Source organism: Enterobacter sp. BNK-34, assembly GCF_048684445.1.
In the GTDB taxonomy this organism is placed as follows: domain Bacteria; phylum Pseudomonadota; class Gammaproteobacteria; order Enterobacterales; family Enterobacteriaceae; genus Enterobacter; species Enterobacter pseudoroggenkampii.
Map to the genome: position 1 here is coordinate 2,985,337 of NZ_JBLQUA010000001.1, position 25,401 is coordinate 3,010,737.

The 25,401-nt window shown below is 53.6% G+C and carries 28 protein-coding genes and 1 pseudogene; 11 read left to right on the plus strand and 18 right to left on the minus strand.

The features are described from left to right. The first annotated feature begins 225 nt into the window (after positions 1–225). The 3 genes from mdoG (at position 226) to ACMGG5_RS14555 (ending at position 4,611) form a co-directional block, all read left to right on the plus strand. Positions 226–1,779 carry a glucans biosynthesis protein MdoG gene (gene mdoG / locus ACMGG5_RS14545; RefSeq protein WP_021240787.1) on the plus strand — a complete coding sequence of 518 codons (1,554 nt, stop codon included), beginning with the start codon at positions 226–228 and terminating at the stop codon, positions 1,777–1,779. Further along, positions 1,772–4,300 carry a glucans biosynthesis glucosyltransferase MdoH gene (mdoH, locus tag ACMGG5_RS14550; protein WP_048991549.1) on the plus strand — a complete coding sequence of 843 codons (2,529 nt, stop codon included), beginning with the start codon at positions 1,772–1,774 and terminating at the stop codon, positions 4,298–4,300. The genes mdoG and mdoH overlap by 8 nt, the downstream gene beginning before the upstream one ends. An 83-nt stretch (positions 4,301–4,383) precedes the next feature. Beyond that, complete coding sequence (locus ACMGG5_RS14555) at positions 4,384–4,611, plus strand: YceK/YidQ family lipoprotein (RefSeq protein WP_048991550.1); 228 nt, start codon at positions 4,384–4,386, stop codon at positions 4,609–4,611. Between the two features lie 6 nt (positions 4,612–4,617). Here ACMGG5_RS14555 and ACMGG5_RS14560 read toward each other — a convergent pair whose 3' ends face one another. The 3 genes from ACMGG5_RS14560 to ACMGG5_RS14570 form a co-directional block, all read right to left on the minus strand. Beyond that, the gene (locus ACMGG5_RS14560; RefSeq protein WP_014831418.1) at positions 4,618–4,992 is read right to left on the minus strand and encodes a MysB family protein; all 375 of its coding nucleotides are present in this window, start codon (positions 4,990–4,992) and stop codon (positions 4,618–4,620) included. A 452-nt stretch (positions 4,993–5,444) separates the two neighbouring features. Beyond that, positions 5,445–5,645: a hypothetical protein gene (locus tag ACMGG5_RS14565; RefSeq protein ID WP_048990092.1), complete on the minus strand. Its 201-nt coding sequence runs from the start codon at positions 5,643–5,645 to the stop codon at positions 5,445–5,447. A 50-nt stretch (positions 5,646–5,695) separates the two neighbouring features. After that, on the minus strand, positions 5,696–6,145 hold the full coding sequence (locus ACMGG5_RS14570) for a hypothetical protein (protein ID WP_420278055.1): 450 nt from the start codon (positions 6,143–6,145) through the stop codon (positions 5,696–5,698). A gap of 544 nt (positions 6,146–6,689) precedes the next feature. Here ACMGG5_RS14570 and ACMGG5_RS14575 point away from each other — a divergent pair. Then, entirely contained in the window at positions 6,690–7,202 is a 513-nt protein-coding gene (locus ACMGG5_RS14575) for a DUF2778 domain-containing protein (protein ID WP_343582610.1), read from the plus strand. Positions 7,203–7,650: 448 nt separating this feature from the next. Here the strand turns inward: ACMGG5_RS14575 and ACMGG5_RS14580 are convergent. The 3 genes and pseudogenes from ACMGG5_RS14580 to ACMGG5_RS14590 form a co-directional block, all read right to left on the minus strand. Then, positions 7,651–8,354, minus strand: a pseudogene (locus tag ACMGG5_RS14580) (integrase core domain-containing protein). A gap of 181 nt (positions 8,355–8,535) precedes the next feature. Beyond that, entirely contained in the window at positions 8,536–9,753 is a 1,218-nt protein-coding gene (gene mdtG, locus ACMGG5_RS14585) for a multidrug efflux MFS transporter MdtG (RefSeq protein ID WP_193940013.1), read from the minus strand. Positions 9,754–9,893: 140 nt separating this feature from the next. Then, entirely contained in the window at positions 9,894–10,820 is a 927-nt protein-coding gene (locus tag ACMGG5_RS14590) for a Kdo(2)-lipid IV(A) acyltransferase (protein ID WP_032650828.1), read from the minus strand. A 221-nt stretch (positions 10,821–11,041) separates the two neighbouring features. On the opposite strand from ACMGG5_RS14590, the gene ACMGG5_RS14595 reads away from it, so the two are divergent. After that, complete coding sequence (locus ACMGG5_RS14595; protein WP_024909001.1) at positions 11,042–12,091, plus strand: rhodanese-related sulfurtransferase; 1,050 nt, start codon at positions 11,042–11,044, stop codon at positions 12,089–12,091. Positions 12,092–12,132: 41 nt separating this feature from the next. Here the strand turns inward: ACMGG5_RS14595 and ACMGG5_RS14600 are convergent, their stop codons facing one another. From ACMGG5_RS14600 to mdtH, 9 genes are all read right to left on the minus strand, one after another. After that, entirely contained in the window at positions 12,133–12,711 is a 579-nt protein-coding gene (locus tag ACMGG5_RS14600; protein ID WP_048990275.1) for a YceI family protein, read from the minus strand. Position 12,712: 1 nt separating this feature from the next. Then, the gene (locus tag ACMGG5_RS14605; protein ID WP_420278056.1) at positions 12,713–13,279 is read right to left on the minus strand and encodes a cytochrome b; all 567 of its coding nucleotides are present in this window, start codon (positions 13,277–13,279) and stop codon (positions 12,713–12,715) included. 208 nt (positions 13,280–13,487) lie between these two features. Next, entirely contained in the window at positions 13,488–13,601 is a 114-nt protein-coding gene (locus tag ACMGG5_RS14610) for a DUF2770 family protein (protein ID WP_032645429.1), read from the minus strand. Positions 13,602–13,660: 59 nt separating this feature from the next. Then, positions 13,661–14,779: an N-methyl-L-tryptophan oxidase gene (solA, locus tag ACMGG5_RS14615; protein WP_208763754.1), complete on the minus strand. Its 1,119-nt coding sequence runs from the start codon at positions 14,777–14,779 to the stop codon at positions 13,661–13,663. Between the two features lie 116 nt (positions 14,780–14,895). Further along, a complete protein-coding gene (bssS, locus tag ACMGG5_RS14620; protein WP_008500827.1) occupies positions 14,896–15,150 on the minus strand; it encodes a biofilm formation regulator BssS in 255 nt (84 codons plus the stop codon). A 274-nt stretch (positions 15,151–15,424) separates the two neighbouring features. Beyond that, complete coding sequence (gene dinI, locus ACMGG5_RS14625; RefSeq protein WP_008500826.1) at positions 15,425–15,670, minus strand: DNA damage-inducible protein I; 246 nt, start codon at positions 15,668–15,670, stop codon at positions 15,425–15,427. Between the two features lie 74 nt (positions 15,671–15,744). Next, on the minus strand, positions 15,745–16,791 hold the full coding sequence (gene pyrC, locus ACMGG5_RS14630; protein WP_032650832.1) for a dihydroorotase: 1,047 nt from the start codon (positions 16,789–16,791) through the stop codon (positions 15,745–15,747). Between the two features lie 126 nt (positions 16,792–16,917). Further along, positions 16,918–17,478, minus strand: coding sequence for a lipoprotein (locus tag ACMGG5_RS14635; RefSeq protein WP_023311126.1), 561 nt, complete (start codon positions 17,476–17,478; stop codon positions 16,918–16,920). Between the two features lie 123 nt (positions 17,479–17,601). Beyond that, entirely contained in the window at positions 17,602–18,810 is a 1,209-nt protein-coding gene (gene mdtH, locus ACMGG5_RS14640) for a multidrug efflux MFS transporter MdtH (protein ID WP_024909006.1), read from the minus strand. A 236-nt stretch (positions 18,811–19,046) separates the two neighbouring features. Here mdtH and rimJ point away from each other — a divergent pair, with 236 nt between their 5' ends. The 4 genes from rimJ (at position 19,047) to murJ (ending at position 22,882) form a co-directional block, all read left to right on the plus strand. Further along, the gene (gene rimJ, locus ACMGG5_RS14645) at positions 19,047–19,631 is read left to right on the plus strand and encodes a ribosomal protein S5-alanine N-acetyltransferase (RefSeq protein ID WP_008500822.1); all 585 of its coding nucleotides are present in this window, start codon (positions 19,047–19,049) and stop codon (positions 19,629–19,631) included. 9 nt (positions 19,632–19,640) lie between these two features. Then, positions 19,641–20,291, plus strand: a complete 651-nt coding sequence (locus ACMGG5_RS14650; protein ID WP_032650834.1) for a YceH family protein — start codon at positions 19,641–19,643, stop codon at positions 20,289–20,291. Between the two features lie 2 nt (positions 20,292–20,293). Then, positions 20,294–21,217: a Gfo/Idh/MocA family protein gene (locus ACMGG5_RS14655; protein ID WP_420278057.1), complete on the plus strand. Its 924-nt coding sequence runs from the start codon at positions 20,294–20,296 to the stop codon at positions 21,215–21,217. 129 nt (positions 21,218–21,346) lie between these two features. Beyond that, on the plus strand, positions 21,347–22,882 hold the full coding sequence (gene murJ / locus ACMGG5_RS14660; protein WP_023311131.1) for a murein biosynthesis integral membrane protein MurJ: 1,536 nt from the start codon (positions 21,347–21,349) through the stop codon (positions 22,880–22,882). Positions 22,883–22,941: 59 nt separating this feature from the next. Here murJ and flgN read toward each other — a convergent pair whose 3' ends face one another. The 3 genes from flgN to flgA all read right to left on the minus strand — a co-directional run bounded on the left by flgN (position 22,942) and on the right by flgA (position 24,418). Next, positions 22,942–23,367 carry a flagella biosynthesis chaperone FlgN gene (gene flgN, locus ACMGG5_RS14665; RefSeq protein WP_008500818.1) on the minus strand — a complete coding sequence of 142 codons (426 nt, stop codon included), beginning with the start codon at positions 23,365–23,367 and terminating at the stop codon, positions 22,942–22,944. 4 nt (positions 23,368–23,371) lie between these two features. Further along, positions 23,372–23,665, minus strand: coding sequence for a flagellar biosynthesis anti-sigma factor FlgM (gene flgM / locus ACMGG5_RS14670; RefSeq protein ID WP_032650838.1), 294 nt, complete (start codon positions 23,663–23,665; stop codon positions 23,372–23,374). 93 nt (positions 23,666–23,758) lie between these two features. Further along, entirely contained in the window at positions 23,759–24,418 is a 660-nt protein-coding gene (flgA, locus tag ACMGG5_RS14675; protein WP_024909011.1) for a flagellar basal body P-ring formation chaperone FlgA, read from the minus strand. Positions 24,419–24,575: 157 nt separating this feature from the next. Here flgA and flgB point away from each other — a divergent pair, with 157 nt between their 5' ends. Continuing rightward, a complete protein-coding gene (gene flgB / locus ACMGG5_RS14680; RefSeq protein ID WP_023311135.1) occupies positions 24,576–24,992 on the plus strand; it encodes a flagellar basal body rod protein FlgB in 417 nt (138 codons plus the stop codon). A 3-nt stretch (positions 24,993–24,995) separates the two neighbouring features. Further along, the gene (flgC, locus tag ACMGG5_RS14685; protein ID WP_008500814.1) at positions 24,996–25,400 is read left to right on the plus strand and encodes a flagellar basal body rod protein FlgC; all 405 of its coding nucleotides are present in this window, start codon (positions 24,996–24,998) and stop codon (positions 25,398–25,400) included. Position 25,401: the final 1 nt, after the last annotated feature.

Here is a 25,401-nt window from a genome sequence, read left to right on the forward strand (position 1 = left end):
CTTATCCCTAAGACTCATAATGGTTACATTCGAAGGCAACCCTACACCAAGACCGACACCCTGTCTCCAGGATAAGCACGCAAAGTGAATAGCGGGTTCTTTCATTTGCTTAATCCCTGAGCCAGCAGCTGAACAAAGCAGTGATAATGTTGTCGGATTGCCTGAGTTTCCATTAAAATGGATCGGATCGATATAAGCACACAAAGGGGGAAGTGCTTACTTATTATGAAACATAAACCACAGATGATGAAAATGCGTTGGTTGGGTGCTGCAGTGGTGTTGTCACTGTATACCTCATCGGCACTGGCCTTTAACATCGACGATGTCGCAAAACAGGCAAAATCGATGGCAGGCAAGAGCTACGAAGCGCCGAAAAGTAACTTGCCCTCCGTTTTCCGCGACATGAAGTATGCGGACTATCAGCAGATCCAGTTCAATCACGATAAAGCGTACTGGAGCAATATCAAAACCCCGTTCAAGCTTGAATTTTATCATCAGGGTATGTACTTCGACACGCCTGTTGCCATCAATGAAGTGACGGCGACAGCGGTTCGTAAGATTAAGTACAGCCCGGATTATTTCAATTTTGGCAATGTGCAACACGATAAAGATACGGTGAAAGACCTGGGCTTCGCAGGCTTCAAGGTGCTTTACCCGATCAACAGCAAAGATAAAAACGACGAAATCGTCAGCATGCTGGGTGCCAGCTATTTCCGCGTCATTGGCGCGGGGCAGGTATACGGGCTTTCTGCGCGTGGTCTGGCTATTGATACCGCGCTGCCATCAGGTGAAGAGTTCCCACGTTTCCGTGAGTTCTGGATTGAGCGTCCAAAACCAACGGACAAACGTCTGACCATTTATGCGCTGCTGGATTCCCCGCGTGCAACCGGCGCCTATCGCTTTGTGATTATGCCGGGTCGTGACACGGTGGTTGACGTACAGTCCAAGGTTTACCTGCGTGACAAAGTAGGCAAACTGGGCGTTGCGCCACTGACCAGCATGTTCCTGTTTGGGCCGAACCAGCCGTCTCCGGCAACCAACTTCCGCCCGGAACTGCATGACTCCAACGGTCTGTCTATTCATGCCGGTAACGGTGAGTGGATCTGGCGTCCGCTGAATAACCCGAAACATCTGGCGGTGAGCAGCTTCGCAATGGAAAACCCGCAAGGTTTCGGCCTGCTGCAGCGTGGTCGTCAGTTCTCCCGCTTTGAAGATTTGGACGATCGCTATGACCAGCGTCCAAGCGCCTGGGTCACGCCAAACGGTGACTGGGGTAAAGGTAAAGTCGAGCTGGTAGAAATTCCAACCAACGATGAAACCAACGATAACATCGTCGCTTACTGGACACCGGATCAGCTGCCGGAAGCCGGTAAAGAGATGAACTTCAAGTACACCATTACCTTCAGCCGCGACGAAGATAAGCTGCATGCGCCGGATAACGCGTATGTGATGCAGACTCGCCGCTCAACGGGTGATGTGAAGCAGTCTAATCTTATCCGTCAGCCTGACGGGACCGTGGCGTTTGTCGTGGACTTCACCGGCCAGGATATGAAGAAACTGTCGCCGGACACCGCCGTTGCCGCTCAGGCCAGCATCGGTGATAACGGTGAAATCGTTGAGAATACCGTGCGTTACAACCCGGTAACCAAAGGCTGGCGTCTGACCCTGCGCGTGAAAGTGAAAGATCCGAAACAGACCACTGAAATGCGTGCTGCGCTGGTCAGTAACGATCAGCCGCTGAGTGAAACCTGGAGCTATCAGCTACCTGCCAATGAATAATACATCTGAATATATTGATGCCATGCCGCTGACGGATATCGAAAAAGCGGCACTGCCTAAGAGCGACATCCGCGCGGTTCACACCGCGCTGGATGGTGAACATCGTCAGTTTTCCCGTGATGATGATACGCCGCTCGGGTCAGTCAAGGCGCGTCTGGAGCAGGCCTGGCCGGACTCGCTGGCGGAAGGGCAGTTGATTAAAGACGATGAAGGACGCGATCAGCTTCAGGCGATGCCGAAGGCCACGCGTTCCTCAATGTTCCCCGATCCATGGCGCACCAACCCGGTGGGCCGCTTCTGGGATCGCCTGCGCGGGCGTGATGTGACGCCGCGCTATCTGTCGCGCCTGACAAAAGAAGAGCAGGCGTCCGAACAGAAATGGCGTACCGTGGGGACCATCCGTCGCTATATCCTGCTGCTTCTTACGCTGGCGCAGACGGTCGTCGCGACCTGGTACATGAAAACCATCCTGCCTTATCAGGGCTGGGCGTTCATCAACCCGACGGACATGATGGGCCAGGATCTCTGGGTCTCCTTCATGCAGCTGCTGCCGTATATTCTGCAGAGCGGCATCCTTCTGCTGTTCGCGGTTCTCTTCTGCTGGGTCTCGGCCGGTTTCTGGACCGCGCTGATGGGCTTCCTGCAGCTGCTGATGGGGCGTGACAAATACAGCATTTCGGCGTCAACGGTCGGGGATGAACCCCTCAATCCCGAGCACCGTACCGCGCTGATTATGCCTATCTGTAACGAAGACGTTGACCGCGTATTTGCGGGCCTGCGTGCGACCTGGGAGTCCGTAAAGGCGACCGGTAACGCGGAGCATTTTGACGTTTACATCCTGAGCGACAGCTACAACCCGGATATCTGCGTTGCAGAACAAAAAGCGTGGATGGAGCTGATTGCAGAAGTGCAGGGCGAAGGGCAGATCTTCTACCGCCGCCGCCGCCGCCGTGTGAAGCGTAAAAGCGGTAACATCGATGACTTCTGCCGTCGCTGGGGTAATCAGTACAGCTATATGGTCGTGCTGGATGCGGACTCCGTCATGAGCGGTGACTGCCTGAGCGGTCTGGTGCGTCTGATGGAAGCCAACCCTAACGCGGGTATCATTCAGTCCTCGCCAAAAGCGTCCGGCATGGACACCCTTTACGCGCGCTGCCAGCAGTTTGCCACCCGTGTCTACGGACCGCTGTTTACCGCGGGTCTGCACTTCTGGCAGCTGGGTGAGTCGCACTACTGGGGTCACAACGCCATTATCCGCGTGAAGCCGTTCATTGAGCACTGTGCGCTGGCGCCGCTGCCGGGCGAGGGTTCGTTTGCCGGTTCTATTCTGTCGCATGACTTCGTGGAAGCGGCGCTAATGCGTCGTGCTGGCTGGGGCGTCTGGATTGCCTACGACCTGCCGGGATCGTACGAAGAGCTGCCGCCAAACCTGCTGGACGAGCTCAAGCGTGACCGCCGCTGGTGTCACGGTAACCTGATGAACTTCCGTCTGTTCCTTGTTAAAGGGATGCACCCGGTTCACCGTGCGGTGTTCCTGACGGGCGTGATGTCTTATCTCTCTGCACCGCTGTGGTTTATGTTCCTTGCGCTCTCCACTGCGCTGCAGGTGGTCCATGCCCTGACGGAGCCGCAATACTTCCTGCAACCGCGCCAGCTGTTCCCGGTGTGGCCGCAGTGGCGTCCGGAGCTGGCGATTGCGCTGTTTGCCTCCACCATGGTGCTACTGTTCCTGCCTAAGCTGCTCAGTATCATCCTGATCTGGTGCAAAGGCTCGAAAGAGTACGGCGGTTTCTTCCGCGTGACCCTTTCACTGCTGCTGGAAGTGCTGTTCTCCGTGCTGCTGGCACCGGTGCGTATGCTGTTCCACACCGTATTTGTGGTCAGTGCGTTCCTGGGCTGGGAAGTGGTCTGGAACTCACCGCAGCGTGATGACGACTCCACGCCGTGGAGCGAAGCCTTTATGCGCCACGGTTCTCAGCTGCTGCTGGGTCTGGTGTGGGCGGCCGGGATGGCCTGGCTGGATCTGCGCTTCCTGTTCTGGCTGGCGCCGATTGTCTTCTCGCTGATCCTGTCGCCGTTTGTCTCCGTGATCTCCAGCCGTTCAACGGTGGGGCTGCGGACCAAACGCTGGAAACTGTTCCTGATCCCGGAAGAGTATTCCCCGCCGCAGGTGCTGGTGGATACCGATCGTTATCTCGAGCAGAACCGCAATCGCACGCTGGATGACGGCTTTATGCACGCCGTGTTTAACCCGTCATTCAACGCCCTGGCAACGGCGATGGCCACTGCGCGTCACCGTGCCAGCCAGGTGCTGGAGATTGCCCGCGATCGTCACGTTGAGCAGGCGCTTAACGAGACCCCGGAAAAACTCAACCGCGACCGTCGACTGGTGCTGTTGAGCGACCCGGTGACCATGGCGCGTCTTCACTACCGCGTGTGGTCCGCTCCGGAGAAATACTCTTCGTGGGTGAACTACTATAAGGGCGTGAAGCTGAATCCGCTTGCACTGAAGGCGAAGTAAGTCGTTAAGCAGGGCGGGTAGCGAAGCGCTACCCGCCAGATAAAATACCGGCTGCGAGGCCGGTATTTTTTTAGAGGTTAGAGATGAGAATAATCATCGTCGTCATGATGGCATGCCTGCTCAGCGGCTGCGGCAGTATCATCAGTCGCACCATTCCAGGGCAAGGCCACGGTAATCAGTATTACCCGGGGGTAAAATGGGATCTCCGTGATTCCGCATGGCGTTACCTGACCATGCTCGATCTGCCGTTTTCGCTGATTTTCGACACGCTGTTGCTGCCGATTGATGCCAGCCATGGCCCTTACGAATAGCGTAAATTAACGCTCGTCCCACTCATCGGCTGCGGTTTGACCTTCTTCCGTATCCAGCGGTGGCTCGAGCTGAAACTCGCCCTCATCCCACTCGTGTAGCGTGTTCTCTTCCAGCCATTCCTGCCGAAGTTCGATTTCGTCATAGTCGCCATCGAAGACGGCCTGCGCACCTTCACCGCTCAATATCGGCAAACATTCCCCTTCTTCACCTTCATCGGCAAAGAATTCGGCCTGCCACATAATATCCCCATCCTGCAGAACGTATTTTTGGATATTAAGCTGTTGCACGTCAGCATCTTCTTCATCAACGCCGGGGTTGTCGGCGAGGAACTCTTCACGAGCGGCATCAATAGCTTCTTCCAGCGTGGCGTACATGGTCATTGGTGTCTCCCTGTTTTCCAGAAGGTTTCAGGGAAAGAATAGCTGAATATAAGATTCTGCAAGTATGAATGTGAAAATAAGACGTCACACATTCAATGCCGCCCACTTAAGCGGTGCGGCACGAGAGTTCACCGCGTAACGGATTTTTGACATCTTAACTGCCCTCGGCCTTAATGGCTGGAGGCGTTTTGTTATGAACACCGCTTCCAGATCTCCACACATGTGCTCTAATTGTTTTTGGATTGACGGTATTCACCAGTACTGACATCTCCGATGGCGGCAGACGACGACATGGGCGAACCGTCGCTGAAAACGAGCAGGTCGTTGAGAAATGGCATAAGAAAACGGCTCCCTGTAGTGGAAGCCGTTATAGTGCCGCGGTAAAGAATCGGTCAACCGCTCCTTAACTGAACGGCATTGCCCATTAAGCAAGGCTTTTTCTTGATTCCATATCAACGCTTCTTTTTTGGTTTGAATAAACGATCACTGACAATAAATGCAACTATCAGGAATATAACAGTAGATATTAATGCATAATCTTCCCAAAAGGTGACGGCGAGCATACCGAAAATAATAGTTAAACCAATAGGTATATAAACTTGCATAACAAGCCTAACTAATTCCTGCCACCACACGCTAAACATTTTTTTCATCGTACTATCCTAAGAATATCAGAAACAATATCGTTATCGCTTTTTTGGTATTAGTTGTGTACGTCAACACGATCAATTATTGGTTCAACCAGGAAGTATAACATTTCCAGATCACGATTATAGAGATCTCTATAGTACCGACTATGTTTATATAAAAGACGTTCCGCAGCCTGTGAAGCTACCTGTGCGTACCCATATATTCCCGCCGCAGCTACACCACGCGTTGACCATTTGGTGAGTGCCGAGGAGATCGATACTTGCATTGAAAGACTTGAAGCCGCTAACGTAGCGATAGTGTACGCAATGGTAAACTTGGTAAGGGTGGCAGTTGTAAACCCAGCTCCTGCTTTAGACAAGATTAACGTAATGTTCCTGATGCGCTGGTCTGAGAGATTTTCAAACATATAGTTGATATAGATTTCAAGCATCTCTCTTATAGTGTCATGATGTTTTACGAGTACTACAAGAGCCTTCAAGAACCTCTTATCTTCTTGCTTCAAACGTGTACATACGTCCTGGTAGTTGTCGAGGAAGCACGAGCTATACCACGAAAGCCTTTCCACCCCAGAGTATATTAAATGAGCCTGTTGTACGGCTTGCTGTTGAACACCAGCAAGGCTTTATCCAGCAGGTTAGCCATGTAGCGATCAGCATCAAGTTTGTTCAGTATAAGCGAGTTGTAGCTCATGAATCCTTCCCATGTTTCTCCCTATCCATATTCCACATAACAGTAATAAACCTCCGAATAATAAACAAGATGTATCTACCGATGGAGGCAGGTCACGCCAGTACTCGAAAACCCGCAAGGCGTTATTACTCACTTTGCTCGACAGATGATAGTACTGAATCAAAGTGATTGGGGTCGGTACTACGTACCTAAAGTCTTTGCGAGTAATTACGCGTCGCCTTGCTCCTTGTCAGGGTTGCGGGCTGTTGAATCCCTTCGCGTACTTACCTACCTTATAGTGGTGATGTTCGATTACTCGACACATGATAGAATCGCCCTATGCAAACAGCAGGGAAAACAAAATGCAAATAATGAGGATGACATACGACGACATTGATAAAAATGGCTATGCCAAATTACACGTCTATGGAATAGGAACTTTCTCTGCATTCAGTGGGCAAAACCCATATACCAATGATCCCAACTGTGCGTACTTACCAAACAGTGCAATACCTACTGGACGGTACTGGATAGTTGATAGGCCAACTGGCTCTACATTGAATAAGATCCGGGCATGGGGCGTTGATACAATCACAGGTAATGACCACTCCGAATGGTTTGCACTCTTCAGTGCTCAAACCATGACAGATAGCATAATGATTAACGGTGTATCGCGTGGTAGTTTCCGGTTACATCCACTCAGGCCGGATGGTTCTGGTTTCTCTGAGGGGTGTATTACTTTCGTCAATCGACCCGATTTCTATACTGTACGTAGTCAGTTGCTCCGTACTAAAAAGGTTAAAGTACCAGGATCAAGGACTGGATTGATGGCATATGGTTATGTTGATGTGCAAGGGGGGAGCGACTATGCGAAGTGCAGGATTCGTTAAGAATGCGGCCATATACAGTATCTGTATTGTCTTTGCATGGTGGCTATCAAGTTTCGGTAAGCCTCTCAATGGACTAACGCAATGGGTCATGGATACCGCCTATAGTACTTTCGGTTCCGGCCTGAGTGGTTCATATGAAGCTGATGCAGATCCGATAAGGTTCATCGCCTTAATCCTGATGGTACTTATATACGCTACCATACTGTTCTTGCTCACACGTTTGGTACTAAGAAAGTTTCAGGCCAATCGCTAATACCTCATTTTATTAAGTACCCTCACTGTATATGGTGAGGGTGTTTTTTGGTACTTAATTACTGACTATAACAATAAATACATCAACAATAGATGAGGTGAGTTTATGGAAAAATATATTATTAACGATTTTGTTTATGAAGTTATTGGCAATGTGATAACCGTCCTGACCTGCCCCCCGTATTAGATACAACCATCAGTTAGTAATGTCGGTTTGTTTACTTTCACATTTTCCATTCCGCCACCGTGCTGCAAACTCTGATGGCGTCTGATAATTCAGTGCTGAATGTGGACGACATCGTTATAATCCTGCCGCCAGTCATTAATGACTTTCCTTGCGTGAACGATATCACTGAACCTGTGCTCATTCAGACATTCATCGCGAAATCGCCCGTTAAAGCTCTCAATAAATCCGTTCTGCGTTGGCTTGCCCGGCTGGATTAAGCGCAGTTCAATACCATGCTCAAAAGCCCATTGATCCATTGCACGGCAGGTGAACTCCGGCCCCTGGTCAGTTCTTATCGTCGCCGGATAGCCTCGAAACAGTGCAATGCTGTCCAGAATACGCGTGACCTGAACGCCTGAAATCCCGAATGCGATGGTAATGTCAGGCACTCCTTCGTGAAGTCGTCCACACAGGTCAGGCACTTGATCCTGCGACCGGTCGCATCACACATCAATACCACGGCTTCCCGCTTCTGGTCTGTCGTCAGTACTTTCGCCCCAGGGCCACTGAAGAGCCTCCTTATCCAGCATGGCTTCGGCAAGCAGCTTCTTACGCCAGGTATAATAGGTGGCGTTGGAAATGGCGTACTTGCGGCAGAGCTCACGGGCAGAAACCCCTGCTTCAGCTTCGCGGAGGATACTGATGATCTGTTCGTCGGAAAAACGCTTCTTCATGGGGATGTCCTCATGTGGCTTATGAAGACATTACTTACATCGCGGTGTCTTAATCAACGAGGAGCAGGTCAGCCTACATGGTCATTGGTGTCTCCCTGTTTTCCAGAAAGTTTCAGGAAAAGAATAGCTGAATATAAGATTCTGCAAGTATGAATGCGAAAATAAGCTTCAGGCGTTCGTCTTATTCCGTCACGGGCCGTAACGCGCGGGATAAACTGAACCACGAATAAATGGCATTGAACAACACGACGCCCGCCGTCACGATAAAGACGGCGCGAAAACCGAAGCTGGCGGAGATCCCGGCCCCGAGCAGCGGTCCGGTGACGTTACCAATATCCCGGAATGACTGGTTATAGCTGAAAATACGCCCGGCAATCTGGTTCGTGGAGTTGTAGACCAGCAGGGTCTGTACGGCGGGCAGCAACGCGCCGTCGGCGGCACCCAGCAAAAAGCGCAGGACGCCCAGCTGCCATGGCGTTTGCACCATCGACATCGGGATAAGCAGCAGGACGGAAATCACCAGCGCGCAGATCAGGATTTTTTCCGGACCCACCCGGTCCCCCAGTTTTCCCAGCCTCGGGGCACTCAGCAGCGCCGCCACACCGGGTACGGAGGCAATCAGCCCGCTGATGAACGCAATATTGCTGACGTTACCCGCCAGGTCGCGAACGTAGAGCGTCAGAATAGGGGCAATCGATCCGGTAGCCACCTGAATTATCATTGTTGTCACGAACAGGCTTAGCACCAGTCTGGGATTTTTAAGCGAGGTCAGCACCTCCCTAGCGTGGAGCATCTCTTTTTTGGCAACAGGCGTGAAGTTTTCCCGAATACAGAGCAGGGTGACGATAAAGCACAGGAACAGCACGCTGGCGGTGATAAAGAAAACTGGCCGCAGGCCGTAGTTATCCGCCAGTAATCCGCCGGCCAGTGGCCCCAGAAGGGCACCGCTCACGCCGCCGGTTGAGAGCGTGCCCAGCGCCCAGCCGCTCTTATGGCGGGGAATTTGTGTGGCAATCAGGGCATTGGCATTGGGAATAAAGCCCCCCAGCAGGCCCAGCAGCGCGCGGAGGATCAGGAACTGCCAGACGTTTTGCGCCACGCCCATCAGCGCCATGATAATGGCCATCCCCAGCGCCGAACGCAGCAGCATGATTTTACGTCCCTTGCGATCGGCAAGGCCGCCCCAGAAGGGCGAGGCTATCGCGGAAAACAGGAACGTGATGCTGAATACCAGGCCGGACCACATATTGAGCGCGCTGTGGCCCGTTACGCCCAGCTGTTCGACGTAGAGCGGCAGGAAGGGCATGACCAGGCTAAACGCCGCGCCGGTAAGAAAACAGCCAAGCCAAGCAACCGTGAGGTTACGCTTCCAGTTTATGGGGGCATCTGAGGGTGACATAACAATCCGCATAATGAGGTGCTGAGCACCTGAAGCATGAAGTAATAAGCTTGCTAATTATGCACCTCGGTTATGATTGCCGCAATGAGGGGGAGCTTTTAAAGCTAAGACAGCATGCGGCCCTGATGACCGCATGAGGATTAATAGCGGGACGGCGTGCCTTGTGGGCGTGTTTTAAAACGGCGGTGCAGCCACATATACTGCTCCGGCGCGAGCATGATGCACTTTTCCACAACGCTGTTCATCCAGCGCGCGGTGGTTTCTGCATCGTCAAGCGGCGGCGCGAGTTCCGGCTCCAGCATCATCAGTTCGTAGCCTGAACCATCCGGTTTACGGCGGGGAACAAAAGGCACGATGGCAGCTTTGGACATCCGCGCCAGCATCCAGGTGCCGGTGGTTGTGGCGGCCTCGTCAACGGCGAAGAAGGGGACAAATACGCTGGCCTGCGGGCCATAATCATGGTCGGGGGCATACCAGACCACTTCACCGGATTTCAGCGCGCGGATCATGCCCTTCAGATCTTTTCGGTCGATCATGCTTTTGTTGGAGCGCATGCGGCCGTTGGTCTGGATTAAATCGATGACCGGGTTATCGTTAGGACGATAAACGCCAATGCCGGGTGCCTGCATGCCGAACATGCGCGCCCCGATTTCCAGCGTCAGAAAATGGACGCCGATCAGCAGAACGCCAGTCTGGTTGGCCTGAAGCGTATGCACAGGCTCCATGCCAGTTCCCGTCACCTCACTCCAGCGGGCCATGCGTTTGTCCGGCCAGAACCACGCCATACCGGTTTCCATAAGCCCCATCCCGACGGATTCGAAATTCTTCGAAACCATATCGTGACGATCTGTCTCGCTCATCTGCGGAAAACACAGCTCAAGATTGCGGTACGCGATTTTGGCGCGACGCTTCATAAACAGCTGCGCGAAACGGCCCAGAAATTTACCCAACCGAAAAATTACAGGGTAGGGAAGCTGTACCAGGAGCCATAAAAAGCCAATGCCAAGCCAGGTCAACCAATAGCGGGGATGCAAAAGGGCGGCAGTAAATTTTGGTAACTGGGTCATGTCTTTCCTGTGTTCAAACGTCCTGTTTTGCTAGTGTCTCATTTTTTTAGACGTAGCCAAAATATCTGCTTTCGAAGCGTGCACGAATACAGCAATTGTTAAGCCTGATTAATCAGGCTGTGTGAAATGTAGCGTAAATTGTGTGGATGTAAATTAGTTTTATTTGCTATATGATGCCGACCGATTTTTCATTCTCTCTAACGATTCCAGGACTGTACACCATGCCAGTGTTACACAACCGCGTGTCGAATGAGATGTTAAAAGCGCGTATGTTGGCTGAAACCGAACCGCGCACCACCATCTCTTTCTACAAATACTTCACGATCAACGATCCGCAGGCAACCCGCGATGCGCTTTATCAGGCGTTCACGGCCCTGAACGTCTTCGGACGCGTCTACCTTGCCCGTGAAGGCATCAACGCGCAGATTAGCGTACCGGAAAGCAAAGTCAGCGCTTTCCGCGACGTTCTTTATCACTTCGATCCGGCCCTCGACGGCTTACGCCTGAACATTGCCCTGGACGATGACGGGAAATCCTTCTGGGTGCTGCGCATGAAGGTGCGTGAACGCATCGTGGCGGACGGTATCGACGATCCTGAGTTTAACCCGGCGGATGTCGGCGAATATCTGAAGGCTGCGGAAGTGAATGCGATGCTGGACGATCCGGATGCCGTGTTCATTGATATGCGTAACCACTATGAGTACGAAGTGGGGCATTTCGAGAACGCGATGGAAATCCCGGCCGACACCTTCCGCGAGCAGCTGCCCAAAGCGGTTGAGATGATGCAGGAACATAAAGATAAAAAGATCGTTATGTACTGCACCGGCGGTATCCGCTGTGAGAAAGCCAGCGCGTGGATGAAGCACAACGGTTTTAATAAGGTCTGGCATATTGAAGGCGGCATTATCGAGTATGCCCGCCGCGCCCGTGAACAGGGTTTACCGGTACGCTTTATCGGGAAAAACTTTGTCTTTGACGAGCGTATGGGGGAGCGTATCTCGGAAGACGTTATTGCCCAGTGCCACCAGTGCGGCGCGCCGTGCGATACCCATACCAACTGCAAAAACGACGGATGCCATCTGCTGTTTATTCAGTGCCCGGCCTGTGCCGAGAAGTTTAACGGCTGCTGTAGCGAATTGTGCAGCGAAGAGAGCATCCTGCCGGAAGAAGAACAGCGTCGCCGTCGTGCAGGACGTGAAAACGGCAACAAGATTTTCAATAAATCACGCGGCCGTCTGAATACCAAACTGGGTATCCCTGACCCGGAATGATAATAACGCCCGGCACGGCAAAAGCCTGCCGGGCGAATCTATTATGATTTCTGCTGTACACCTTCAACGGAAATAATCAGCTCCACGTCCTGAGACGCCGGGCCTAAATCCGTTGTGATATTAAAATCTTTCAGATGAATTTTACCCGCTGCTTCAAATCCTGCGCGTTTACCGCCCCACGGATCGTCACCCTGACCCAATAATTTAGCCTCCAGCGTGACCGGTTTTGTTACGCCGTTAAGCGTCAGGTTGCCGGTAATATTCAGCTTATCACCGTCTTTTTTCACTTCCGTGGAGGTGAAAGTAGCCTGTGGGTATTTCCCGACATTGAGGAATTCCCCACTGCGCAGATGTTTATCACGTTCAGCATGATTGGTATCAACGCTGTTAGTATTAATGGTCACGTTGACCTTGTCGGCGGCAGGATTTTTCTCGTCAAAGGTGAATGTGCCGTCAAAATCCTTAAAGGTACCGTACAGCCAGCTGTATCCCAGATGCTGAATACGGAAATTGACGAAAGCGTGCTGGCCCTCTTTATCAATTTTATAATCAGCCGCCACGGCGGAACCGGCGGTGAATAACAGAGAACCCAGGGCGATACCCAGCAGGTGTTTTTTCATTTTATGCTCCAGAGTCAACTGACGAGCGGCCAAGCATGCGCTTTAGCGTATCGTCTTTATCAATAAAATGGTGTTTGAGGGCGGCAAGCCCGTGCAGTACGGACAGGATCACGACGCTCCACGCAAGCCAGAGGTGTACGACCCCTGCGGTGTCTGCCTGAGCGCCCGCATCGCTGAGCGTTGCCGGGACGTCAAAAAGGCCAAAGACGCTAATCGGCTTACCGTCCGCCGTCGAGATAAGGTATCCGCTAATCAGAATGGCGAAGAGCAGCGCATAGAGCGCAATATGCGCGGCGACTGCACTGACGCGGGTAAATTTGCTGTGGGTATTCGGCGCGGCAGGCGGTGGGGAAATATGTCGCCAGATCACGCGGAAAACCATGCCCAGCATCAGCAGGACACCAATGCTTTTATGTAACTCCGGTGCCTGGTGATACCAGCCATCGTAATAGCTGAGCGTGACCATCCAGAGCCCAAGTCCAAACATACCGTAGACGGCAAGAGAAAATATCCAGTGCAAACCTATGGATATTATTCCGTAGCGCCGGGAGGAGTTACGCAATTGCATCAGAATGTCCATTTTCAAATTAACCGGAAAGTAAAAATGAACGGGAAGGCGGGATATTGCAACTGAAATAATCGTCTATTGATTTTTATTTTATTTATTTCAGCACTTTTGAACAGGATTGATAAAGGTAATTCAATGTCTTCGTGCAAGATGAAATTGAGAGGTTCAATAAAGCTAAATAAATGTCAATTATTGTCAGTCGGGCTTTTCAATAAAATACAATGTAAACAAAATCAATAATGGCGAGTAGCGCCCACAATAAGAGATAGAGCATGAAGTGCTCGCGAATATTATTCATCAGAAAGCTAACGATCCTGCGCATAACGCCCCGTAATGCAGTGTGAGTGAAACGGGCCCCGGGACGTCCGGAGCCCGTGTGGATTATCCGTTAAAACGCGAGAGTGAGAAGGGCGTCAGATCAAACTGCGGCGTGATACCCTGAGCAAACTGCGCGGCGATTTCACCCAGCACGGAAGCGAATTTAAAGCCGTGGCCGCTCAGCCCGGTGATGAGCAGGGTGTTGTCATGCCCGGGCAGCGTATCAATGATGAAGTCTTCATCCGGCGTGTTGTCGTAGGTACAGGCTGCGCCATACAGCAAGCCACCGACGCCCGGAAGAATATTCCGCAGGAATGAGAAGGCTTCCGAACCATCCTGAGGAAAGGCGCCGAAAGGCTTACGCTCTTCAGGGGAGGTGATCGCCTGGCCCCCGTTGTGTTTACCAATTTTCAGCGCGTCTTTCTCGGAAGGGAAACCGTAGAACTGATCGCCGTTGGGTAATTCCCCGGTGAAGGCCGGGAATTTATTCTGCGCGCTGTAGCGTCCATCCGACTGGAACCAGGAGAAGACTTTGCGCACCGGCTGGATTGGCAGCTCCGGCAGCAGGTGAGTGACCCATGTTCCTGCGCTGACGAGCAGGCGAGAGGCTGAGTAGTCGCCGTCAATGGTCGTTACCGTGACGCCATTCTCGTCATGGGTGATGGCCTCCACCGGACAGTTAAACAGCTGTGCACAGCCAGCTTTCGCGGCAAGGTCGACCCAGGTTTTGATCGCTGTTTCACAATGCAGTACGCCGGAGTGGGCTTCAAAGAGGCCAATATAATCGTCCGGGACGCTAATTTCAGGCCAGCGCGCGGTTATGCCCGTTGCGTCTAGCTTCTCAACGTCCAGATTAAAGGCTTTCGCGCTGCGCTCGACGCCGGCAAGAAATTCCGAATGAGCCGGACCAAGGTTGATAACCCCGGTACGCTCGAAAATACGCTCTTCGGTCTGTTTCGCCAGTTCATCCCACAGCGTCTGGGCGCGAAGCACCAGCGGGACATAGCGCTCGCCTTCTCCATACGCATGGCGCATGAGGCGGGTATCGCCATGATGGCTGCCTTCCGCATGGGGAGGGCGGTGGGCATCGATCATCAGGACCTTCAGACCTGCCTGTGTTGCGTAATAACCGGCAGCGGAACCCACGGAGCCGCTACCAATAATGATTAAGTCGTATCTCATATGCATCTCATAAACTGACGTTTTGTTAGCAGAGTAATTAACAACGCGGAGTTAGACAAGGGAGAAATAAATAAGGCACCGCGAGGGTGCCTGTAGAGAGAAAAGTGGGCATAAGCTTAGTGCCGTTTATACTCATTTTCCTGATAGTCGCCAGATTCTATTTTTGCAATACCTGCCTCTAAAATAGAAATAAACTGACGGGCGACGTCTGTTGTTAGCCACAGCGTCTGTCCAACTTCCGCTTCTTCACGGTTGAGTTGATTCGGGGTCTGGTAGTGCAAACGCAGCATCAGCGCATCGTAGCTATCTACGGTACTGATATCCCAGCCAACAAGTGGATGGGTCTGGATCACTTCACTATTCTTTTCCATTATAACCCCCTTAATGCGTGTTAGAAGACAACGGCTTTGAGGTTCAATGCATGTTTTTCTGAAAGCATCTTCAGTATACCAAGTAATAAGGGTTCCGAAGGGAAAAATAAACAGGTGGCAACACATTTTTCTGCTTTTTAGGATTGTTCGAACAATAAAACACCATCTTGTTCACGATTCTTAAAGAAGATGCCGAATTAATTTGAACTTACCGTATTTTTAGACAAAAAAAAGCCGGGGCGACCCGGCAAAAAAACACAATGAGGGAGCAGTATTAATCTGTGATAAACCAGTCGTCTGCGCTTTCCCACGTTTCCTGCAGGATTTCGCTGATGCGATCTTTATCTTCTTTCGCCGCACCAATGACGGAGAGGTTGTTCGCCGCGGCGTAACGCACCGTTACGGCACCCGCGTTGTCGGGAAAGGTGTTGTTAATACGGCGGGATAATTCGCCTGCCAGTGCATCAAGCGCGCCGGCAGGCAGAACAGTTGTTTTGGCTATGGTGACTTCAATACGCATAAATGCCCCCTGTGTAATATACTGTTTATTTATACAGGTATATTATCGGTTTGACAACAAGGGGCATTGATTTTTTAACGTTTTACCGTCCAGTTAACGGTTTCGCCCGCCAGGAAGGGGATCAGCGTGTCATCCGTCAGCGCAATGGACTCCTCAACGTGGCTCGCTTTACGCTCCAGTTCGATGAAGCTGTCGTTGACCGGCAGGCCGTAGAAGCGCGGGCCGTTAAGGGAGCAGAACGCTTCGAAATGTTCCAGCGCGTTCATCTCTTCAAATACGGTCGCGTAGCTGGCAAGCGCCGTTGGGGCGTTGAAGCAGCCTGCGCAGCCGCAGCTTGCCTCTTTACGGTGGCGGGCGTGAGGCGCGGAGTCGGTGCCGAGGAACGCGCGGGAGAACCCGCTGGCAACCAGCTCGCGCAGCGCCTGCTGGTGGATGTTGCGCTTGAGAATCGGCAGGCAGTACAGGTGAGGGCGCACCCCGCCCACCAGCATGTGGTTACGGTTAAACATCAGGTGCTGCGGCGTAATGGTGGCGGCGATAAGATCGTTGCCGTCGCGCACGTACTCTGCCGCGTCTTTGGTGGTGATATGCTCAAAGACCACTTTAAGCGCGGGCAGGCGCTGGCGCAGAGGCTCCATCACGGTCTCGATAAACCGGGCTTCACGGTCGAAGATGTCAATCTCGGCATGTGTGACTTCACCATGGACCAGCAGCGGCATGCCCAGTTTCTGCATGCGCTCCAGAACCGGCATGATGGCATCAATGCTGGTGACGCCGTGGCTGGAGTTGGTGGTGGCATTCGCCGGATAGAGTTTCGCCGCCGTAAATACGCCTTCGTTAAACCCACGCTCCACTTCGTTCGGGTCCAGCGAGTCGGTCAGATAGCAGGTCATCAACGGGGTGAAATCGTGTCCCGCAGGCACGGCATCCAGGATGCGCTGGCGATAGGCTATCGCGGCATCGACGGTGGTGACTGGTGGAACCAGGTTAGGCATGACAATCGCGCGGCCATAAATTTCGCTGGTATAAGGCACGACGGTTTTCAGCATATCGCCATCACGCAGATGGATATGCCAGTCGTCAGGGCGGCGGATTTTAAGAACCTGGGGTTGTGCAGTCATGGAAGCTCCGGCTTGTCAGGAATCAGTCATAAGGATGGCTGTTTTTGCCGGACACAAATCATAAGCGGAAACGTTTTCGTTTGCACACTTTTCCGTAAAAAAAAGGGCGCCGCAGCGCCCTTCAGGTTAATCGGTGAAAGGAATGATGATTTCACCCGGCTTAACCTCTATGCCTTTTGCGTATTTTTTCGCCAGGGCTTCGCCCTTGCTTTTATCTTCGCTTAAGACGTACGCGGGCTGCTGGTTGAAATAATTACGCAGCGACTGGTTGAGATAGGGCATCAGGGTTTGCAGAACCGGCGCCATCTTGTCCGGCGACACCTGCGCATCGACGACTTCCATCTCCTGGAGGAAAATCGCCCCTTTCTCTTTGTTGAAAACGGGGAGTGCCTTCAGCTTGAGCTTGATGTTGGCTTTCTGATTGCCAAAGAGGGAGGACATATCAAGATCCGCGTCACCGGCCAGGGTGACTTTGTTTGGCTCTTCACGTCCGATCTGGCTGGTCAGATTCGTGAGCACGATATGCGCGTCCGCTAGCCCCGGCACGCCAATGTCTTTAGAAAAATTGTTATGTTTTTCCAGCGCCTGATTAATTTCCTGTTCACTGACGGTATATTGCGTGAGCTGGTTACAGCCAACCAGCAGACCGCTGACAACTAATGCAGCGGCAAAGACAATTTTCTTCATAGTGTTCCTCAACGAAAAATCGGCGCTTCTGTCCTGTTACGCCAGTATGTCAGCGTGAATGGGCAGAAACCAGCAGAAAAAACTGAGAAGTGGGGCGGGAGGGACACCCGCCCGAGGGAAAGGCTACGCGCCAGGCTCGAGCATACCGCTCGCGCTGCGTTTCTGGCTGAACTGCCACCACAGGGCAAGAAGCGTCATAAAGCCCACCACGCCGAGCATCATCCACGGGAGTTCGGGCTGGTTTAACGCTTTGCCGGCATCAAACAACCAGCCGCCCCCGGCGTAACCTAATGCGCCGCCAAGCGCCAGCCCGAGCCGGCTGAAACCCATATAGCTGCCGCGCGCACGCGCATCCGCAAGGGAGGCGCTCAGCGTTTCACGGGCAGGCTCGGCGATGATCGACCCTATATAGAAGGTGCAAATCAGGGTAAACAGCTGCTGGAGAGAGTTCACCAGCCCGATCGGCATCATGCTCAGCGTCATCAGGAACAGCCCGGCCATCAGGCGATGCTCCAGACGAAAACGCCGTTCGCTCCAGCGGGCAATCGGATAAAGCAGCGTTAACGACAGGCAGGCTTCGATGGCGTACATCCATTTAACGGCAGCAGGCGTGCCAGCAATGTCGTTAACCATGATCGGCAGCATCAGCATGACCTGCACAGCCAGCATGTAGTAGCCCGTCAATGTCAGCACATAGGTGACAAAACGTTTGTCGCGCAGGACGCGGCCAAGCCCTTCCCGGACAGGTGCTTTGACCGTCGACAGTTTCCAGGCGGGCAGGAACAGGCCATTAAACAGCGCGCACAGAATAAAGAGCACCGCCCCAGCCGCGCAGACCAGACGGAAGTCGTACTGCAGCAGCCAGCTTCCCAGCAGGGCGCCAACAACCGCCCCGGCGCTGTCCTGCATCATCAGAATCGAGAAGAAGCGGCCGCGGTGCTGAGGGCGAATAAGCTTCACCACCAGCGCGGTGCGCGGCGGATCGAACAGCGTGCCCCCGATACCGGAGAGGAAACAGGAGAACCAGAGCAGCCAGGGCTCCTGGGCGACCGCCATCGTGGCAAAGCCTGCTGCGCGCAGCAGCATACCGGTCACGATCATCGGTTTAGCGCCAAAGCGGTCGGCAATGGCCCCGCCAAAGACGCCCAGCCCCTGCTGGACAAACTGGCGTAACCCCAGGGCAATGCCAACCATTAATGCCGCCCAGCCCATTTGATCGACAAAGCGAATCGATATCAGCGGGAAAACGACAAAAAAGCCGAGCACGACCAGCATGTTATCGACGAGCAGGAAATATTTACCCAGGCTCCTGGCCTGTGATACGCGGGACATTTTCCCTCCAGGGAAAATAAGATGGTGAGCACGCTAACATTCTGCGGTGTCGCCGCGTTTTTTCCCACCCCTGAACGCGACAATATTTTTTTATCAAAAGGGTGCTTTGATAGAGAGTTCTCATCGAAAAGTGTGAAAAGAGGGCAAAATGGTATGTCACTGTTTTCACAGACGGCGCAGGCGCAGGTATAGTAAAGCTAATGGGTAAGCAGAAGTGACGGGAAGGAGTGGTATCGATGTTTGGCTATCGCAGTAATGTGCCAAAAGTGCGTCTGACAACGGACAGGCTGGTCGTTCGTCTGGTGCATGAGCGTGATGCCTGGCGTCTGGCGGATTATTACGCCGAGAATCGCCAGTTTTTAAAACCCTGGGAACCCGTTCGGGATGAGAGCCATTGTTACCCTTCCGGCTGGCAGGCGCGCCTCAGCATGATTACGGAATTTCACAAGCAGGGCAGCGCGTTTTATTTCGCGCTGCTGGATCCTGAAGAGAAAGAGATTATCGGGATCGCCAATTTTTCAAACGTGGTGCGGGGATCGTTTCATGCCTGCTACCTTGGCTACTCCATCGGCCAGAAATGGCAGGGGCAGGGGCTGATGTACGAGGCGTTAACGGTGGCGATCCGCTATATGCAACGCACGCAGCATATCCATCGCATCATGGCGAACTATATGCCGCATAATCAGCGCAGCGGCAATTTGCTGGCGCGTTTAGGGTTCGAGAAAGAGGGTTACGCCAAAGACTATCTGCTGATAGACGGAGAGTGGCGCGACCACGTTCTGACGGCGTTAACCACCCGGGACTGGACCGCAGGTCGTTAAGGAGAAAAGATGAAGTATCAGCTAAACGGTACAGAAGCGCGCGTGATTGGGTGCTTACTCGAAAAACAGGTCACCACGCCGGAGCAGTATCCGCTCTCCGTCAACGCCGTGACCATGGCCTGCAACCAGAAGACCAACCGCGAGCCGGTGATGAACCTCAGCGAGCATGAGGTTCAGGACGTGCTCGATGCATTGGTAAAACGCCACTATCTGCGCACCGTCAGCGGCTTCGGCAACCGCGTGACCAAATACGAACAGCGCTTTTGTAACTCCGAATTTGGCGACCTGAAGCTGAGTAGTGCGGAAGTGGCGGTCATCACCACGCTGTTGCTGCGCGGGGCACAGACGCCGGGAGAGCTGCGCACGCGCGCTTCCCGTATGCATGAGTTCAGCGATATGCAGGAGGTCGAGCAGACCCTGGAAGGGCTGGCTTCTCGCGAAGACGGCCCATACGTGGTGCGTCTGGCGCGAGAGCCGGGAAAACGCGAAAGCCGCTATATGCATCTGTTCAGTGGTGAAGTTGATATTTCAGTTAAATCCAGCGCAACCGATATTAGTGCTGGAGATGACGATTTGGTTGCCCGCGTAGAGGCGCTGGAAGATGAGGTCGCCGGGCTGAAACAGCGTCTGGATGCGTTGCTGGCACATTTGGGAGACTGACGGTGAAAAAATTACGCGTAGGCGTGGTGGGGCTGGGCGGCATCGCGCAAAAAGCCTGGCTGCCTGTTTTAGGTGCGGCGACGGACTGGACCCTGCAAGGGGCATGGTCACCCACCCGAGAAAAGGCAGAACGTATCTGCGAAACCTGGCGCATGCCGTATGCTGCCTCCCTGCAGGATCTGGCCCGCGAGTGTGATGTGGTATTTGTCCATACCTCAACGGCAACCCACTATCAGGTGGTGAGCGAGCTGCTCAATTTGGGGGTTCACGTCTGCGTGGATAAACCGCTGGCTGAAAATGTTCAGGATGCCGAACGGCTGATTGAGCTGGCCGCGCGCAAAAAACTGACGCTGATGGTGGGCTTCAACCGCCGCTTTGCGCCGCTTTATCAACAGCTGAAGGCGCAGTCGGGCACACTCGCCTCGCTGCGGATGGATAAGCACCGTACCGACAGCATTGGGCCAAACGATTTGCGTTTCACGCTGCTGGATGACTATCTGCACGTTGTGGATACGGCGCTGTGGCTCGCCAGCGGCAATGCACAGCTGCAAAGTGGCACGCTACTTACGAACGAGCAGGGTGAAATGGTCTACGCCGAACATCATTTCGCGATTGACCATCTACAGATCACGACCAGCATGCATCGTCGTGCGGGGAGTCAGCGTGAATCCGTCCAGGCCGTCACCGACGGCGCGTTGTACGACATAACCGACATGCGTGAATGGCGGGAAGAGAAGGGCAGCGGCGTGGTGACGCTACCTGCCCCTGGCTGGCAGAGCACGCTTGAACAGCGCGGTTTTGCCGGTTGTGCCCGTCACTTTATCACCTGCGTGCAAAATCAGACGGTTCCTGAAACGTCCGGTGAGCAGGCCATTATGGCGCAGCGCATTGTGGAAAGGCTCTGGCGCGAGGCCATGAGCGAATAACTCGCTGTAACATCTGCGGATAGTAATTCGTTGAAATCCGGTTAGACTAAGCGCCGCTTGTTGGCTTTGCCGGGTGGCGCTTAGGCTCACCTGGCCTACAAATCCGTATGGTTCTGGAAATTCACGTTAATGAACTTATTAAAATCGCTGGCGGCCGTCAGCTCGATGACCATGTTTTCCCGCGTGCTGGGTTTTGCGCGCGACGCCATTGTGGCAAGGGTATTTGGTGCAGGGATGGCCACGGACGCCTTTTTCGTCGCGTTCAAGTTACCGAACCTGCTGCGTCGTATTTTTGCTGAAGGGGCGTTTTCCCAGGCATTCGTGCCTATCCTGGCGGAATATAAAAGCAAGCAGGGTGAAGACGCGACGCGCGTCTTTGTTTCTTATGTCTCCGGGCTGCTGACGCTGGCTTTGGCGGTGGTGACGGTACTCGGGATGCTGGCCGCGCCGTGGGTGATTATGGTAACCGCGCCAGGTTTTGCCGATACGGCCGACAAGTTTGCGCTCACCTCGCAGCTGCTGCGCATCACTTTCCCCTATATTCTGCTCATCTCGCTGGCCTCGCTGGTGGGGGCGATCCTGAATACCTGGAACCGCTTCTCTGTTCCGGCGTTTGCGCCAACGTTTCTCAACGTCAGCATGATCGGCTTTGCCCTGTTCGCTGCGCCGCACTTCAACCCGCCGGTGCTGGCGCTGGCCTGGGCGGTCACCGTGGGCGGCGTGCTGCAGCTGGCGTATCAGCTGCCGCATCTGAAAAAAATCGGCATGCTGGTGCTGCCGCGCATCAATCTCAAAGATGCCGGGGCGATGCGCGTCATCAAGCAGATGGGGCCCGCTATTCTCGGCGTCTCCGTCAGCCAGATCTCGCTGATCATCAACACCATCTTTGCCTCGTTCCTCGTGTCCGGCTCGGTTTCCTGGATGTACTACGCCGATCGTCTGATGGAGTTCCCGTCCGGGGTGCTGGGCGTGGCGCTGGGGACCATCCTGCTACCGTCGCTGTCGAAAAGTTTTGCCAGCGGTAATCATGATGAGTATTGCCGCCTGATGGACTGGGGGTTACGTCTCTGCTTCCTGCTGGCCCTGCCAAGCGCGGTGGCGCTGGGTATTCTGGCCAAACCGCTGACGGTGTCGCTCTTCCAGTACGGGAAATTCACCGCCTTTGATGCCGCCATGACCCAGCGCGCGCTGATTGCCTACTCGGTCGGATTGATGGGGCTGATCGTCGTCAAGGTGCTGGCGCCCGGGTTCTACTCGCGTCAGGACATCAAAACGCCGGTGAAAATTGCCATTGTGACGCTGATTATGACGCAGCTGATGAACCTGGCGTTTATTGGTCCGCTGAAGCATGCGGGCCTGTCATTATCGATTGGTCTGGCGGCCTGTCTGAATGCCGGACTGCTGTACTGGCAGCTGCGCAAGCAGGATATTTTTACACCGCAGCCGGGCTGGGGAAGTTTCCTGGTGCGTCTGATCGTGGCGGTACTGGTGATGTCTGCCGCGCTGCTCGGCATGATGTACGTGATGCCGGAGTGGTCTCTGGGCACCATGCCCTACCGTCTGATGCGGCTGATGGCCGTGGTGGGCGTCGGGGTGGTGGCGTACTTTGCCACGCTCGCGGTGCTGGGCTTCAAAGTGAAAGAGTTTGCCCGTCGGACGGCATAAACGCCAAAAGGGGAGTTCACCTTATGGTGCTCCCCGCTGCATGATTTGTCGCTGATGCGTCAAATCGAAATCTTTTTCACACCCGCAATACGCGCAGTCGCTGTCTGACCATCCGCACCGTACAGTCCGGTTTCTTTATGCGGTTTCAACACCTCAAGTGCCTGCTGATTACGCTCAATCTGACCTTCCAGTAGCCAGCCGTTATGCTGGTTAAGATCGCGCAGGTGCTGGGTTTTTTCGGTAATGGTCTGCCAGCGCTCAATAATATCGTCATTGGCGCTGCGCTTCGGATCCTGCTCAGCGCGGCGTTGTTGCTCCAGATAATCCAGCGTCGCCAGAAGCGAACTCTTATCTTCAGTAATACGCTGCAGCGCGCTGCCGTTGATGTGACCGGAAGAGAGATGCTGTTGTTCAGCGTCCATTACCGTTTTCAGGTCGTTCAGGACAACCGTCATTTGATCCAGTATTTCTGACAGTCGACTCATACGGTTAGTTACTCTGTAAGAAACTCTGTGCTTCCTGAATCAGGGCATCAGCGATCTTGCTGGTATCCATTTTCAGTTCACCGTTACGAATAGCCGTTTTCAGCGCTTCAACACGTTCCATATTGATATCGTTGGTGCCTGGCTGCATCAGTTTCGCCTGCGCATCGCTCAGGGTCACGCTGGTGCTGTTGGACGTTGACGGTTTTTCCAGACGCGTTTTTTGCGCAGGAGTGTCATTCGTTTCGCGAGGTTGTACAGCGCTTACCGGCTTCAGGGCTGATGTACGATCAATGCTCATAGTGTTGTCCTCATCGAGGGTTCGCGGCGTTTGCGCCTGACATCATCATTAGTGGAATATTTATCGGCACGCGCCGCGAAATCTTTAAAAAGATTATAGGTTAATCAGAATATTCCCATCAGAATCGACGGTTCCGCTCACCACCTGGCCTGAGGACATTCTGACGCGGATGTTTTGCGCCACCGCGGCATTGTTTAACGCTTTCCCTTCACTGTTGATACTAAAGCCCTCTCCGTTGGCCACCACCATCACCTGCTGGCCCGCTTTTATCCGCCATGCCTGGCGCAGCATTGAGAGCTGTATCGGCTGGCCTGGTGCAACATCACGCAGGCTGACGGCGTCCTGTGCCTGGTTTATTTCCAGCATGGTGCGTGGAGGCAGCTGATCCAGACGACCGCGTTTTAACGTCACGCTGTTCGTCTGCAGCACGCTGCCGCGCGCAATGGGCACGGCGGCGACAACATAATTGCCCGTCGCCTGAACTGCAACCTGTAAATAGCGTTTTTCGTTGGCGCAGCGTGCCAGCACGTTCACATTCCCCCAAAGCTTTGTGAACCCCACCACGCTGAACGAAGGCTGGTCACACGTCGGGTACAGATTCGGTGGCGTGCGCACGGTAACGGTAACGTCATCGCTAAAGCCTGCCAGCTTCTCAGCAAAGAAAGCCGTCAACTGATCCTGTAAGCCTTCAGCCTGCACCAGCGGGCTAAACAGCCAGAAAATTGCCATCAGGCCACGTTTTAACGTTTGCATCGCAAGTTCCACCGTTTCCAGAGTTGAATGAATTCTACCTGCAGTGGTTTTGCATCAACGCAATAAATAGCGACGCATTTTGCGCTTATTCCGTCGATAGGGGAGACCGGGTGAGATTTAAGCTGTGAACTGAAATTTTGCCATCAGCGGAGGAGACATGCTCGATAAACTCGACGCCGCGTTACGTTTTCAGCAGGAAGCGCTCAATTTACGCGCCCAGCGGCAGGAGATTTTAGCCGCCAACATCGCTAACGCCGATACCCCGGGGTTTCAGGCGCGCGATATTGATTTTTCCAGTGAACTCAAAAAGGTGATGGAGCGTGGACGTGCCGAAGGAACGGGTGTTGCACTTGCCATGACATCCTCTCGCCATATTCCTGCTCAGGCGATGACCGCGCCAGCGACCGATTTACTTTACCGCATTCCCGATCAGCCCTCACTCGACGGTAACACCGTGGATATGGACCGGGAGCGTACGCAGTTTGCCGATAACAGCCTGAAATACCAGACGGGCCTGACCGTACTCGGCGGACAAATCAAAGGCATGATGAACGTCCTGCAGGGGGGGAACTGATAGATGGCCTTGTTGAATATTTTTGATATCGCCGGTTCGGCGTTAACCGCGCAGTCCAAACGCCTGAACGTGGCTGCCAGTAACCTGGCAAACGCCGACAGCGTCACCGGACCCGACGGCCAGCCTTATCGTGCCAAACAGGTTGTCTTTCAGGTCGATGCTGCGCCGGGCGCGGCGACGGGCGGCGTGAAGGTGTCTGATGTGGTAGAGAGCCAGGCGCCTGACAGGCTGGTGTATGAGCCGGGTAACCCGCTCGCGGATGCCAGCGGATACGTGAAGATGCCAAACGTGGATGTGGTGGGTGAGATGGTGAACTCCATGTCGGCTTCCCGTAGCTACCAGGCCAACGTCGAAGTGCTTAATACCGTGAAGAGCATGATGCTCAAAACACTCACTCTCGGCCAGTAAA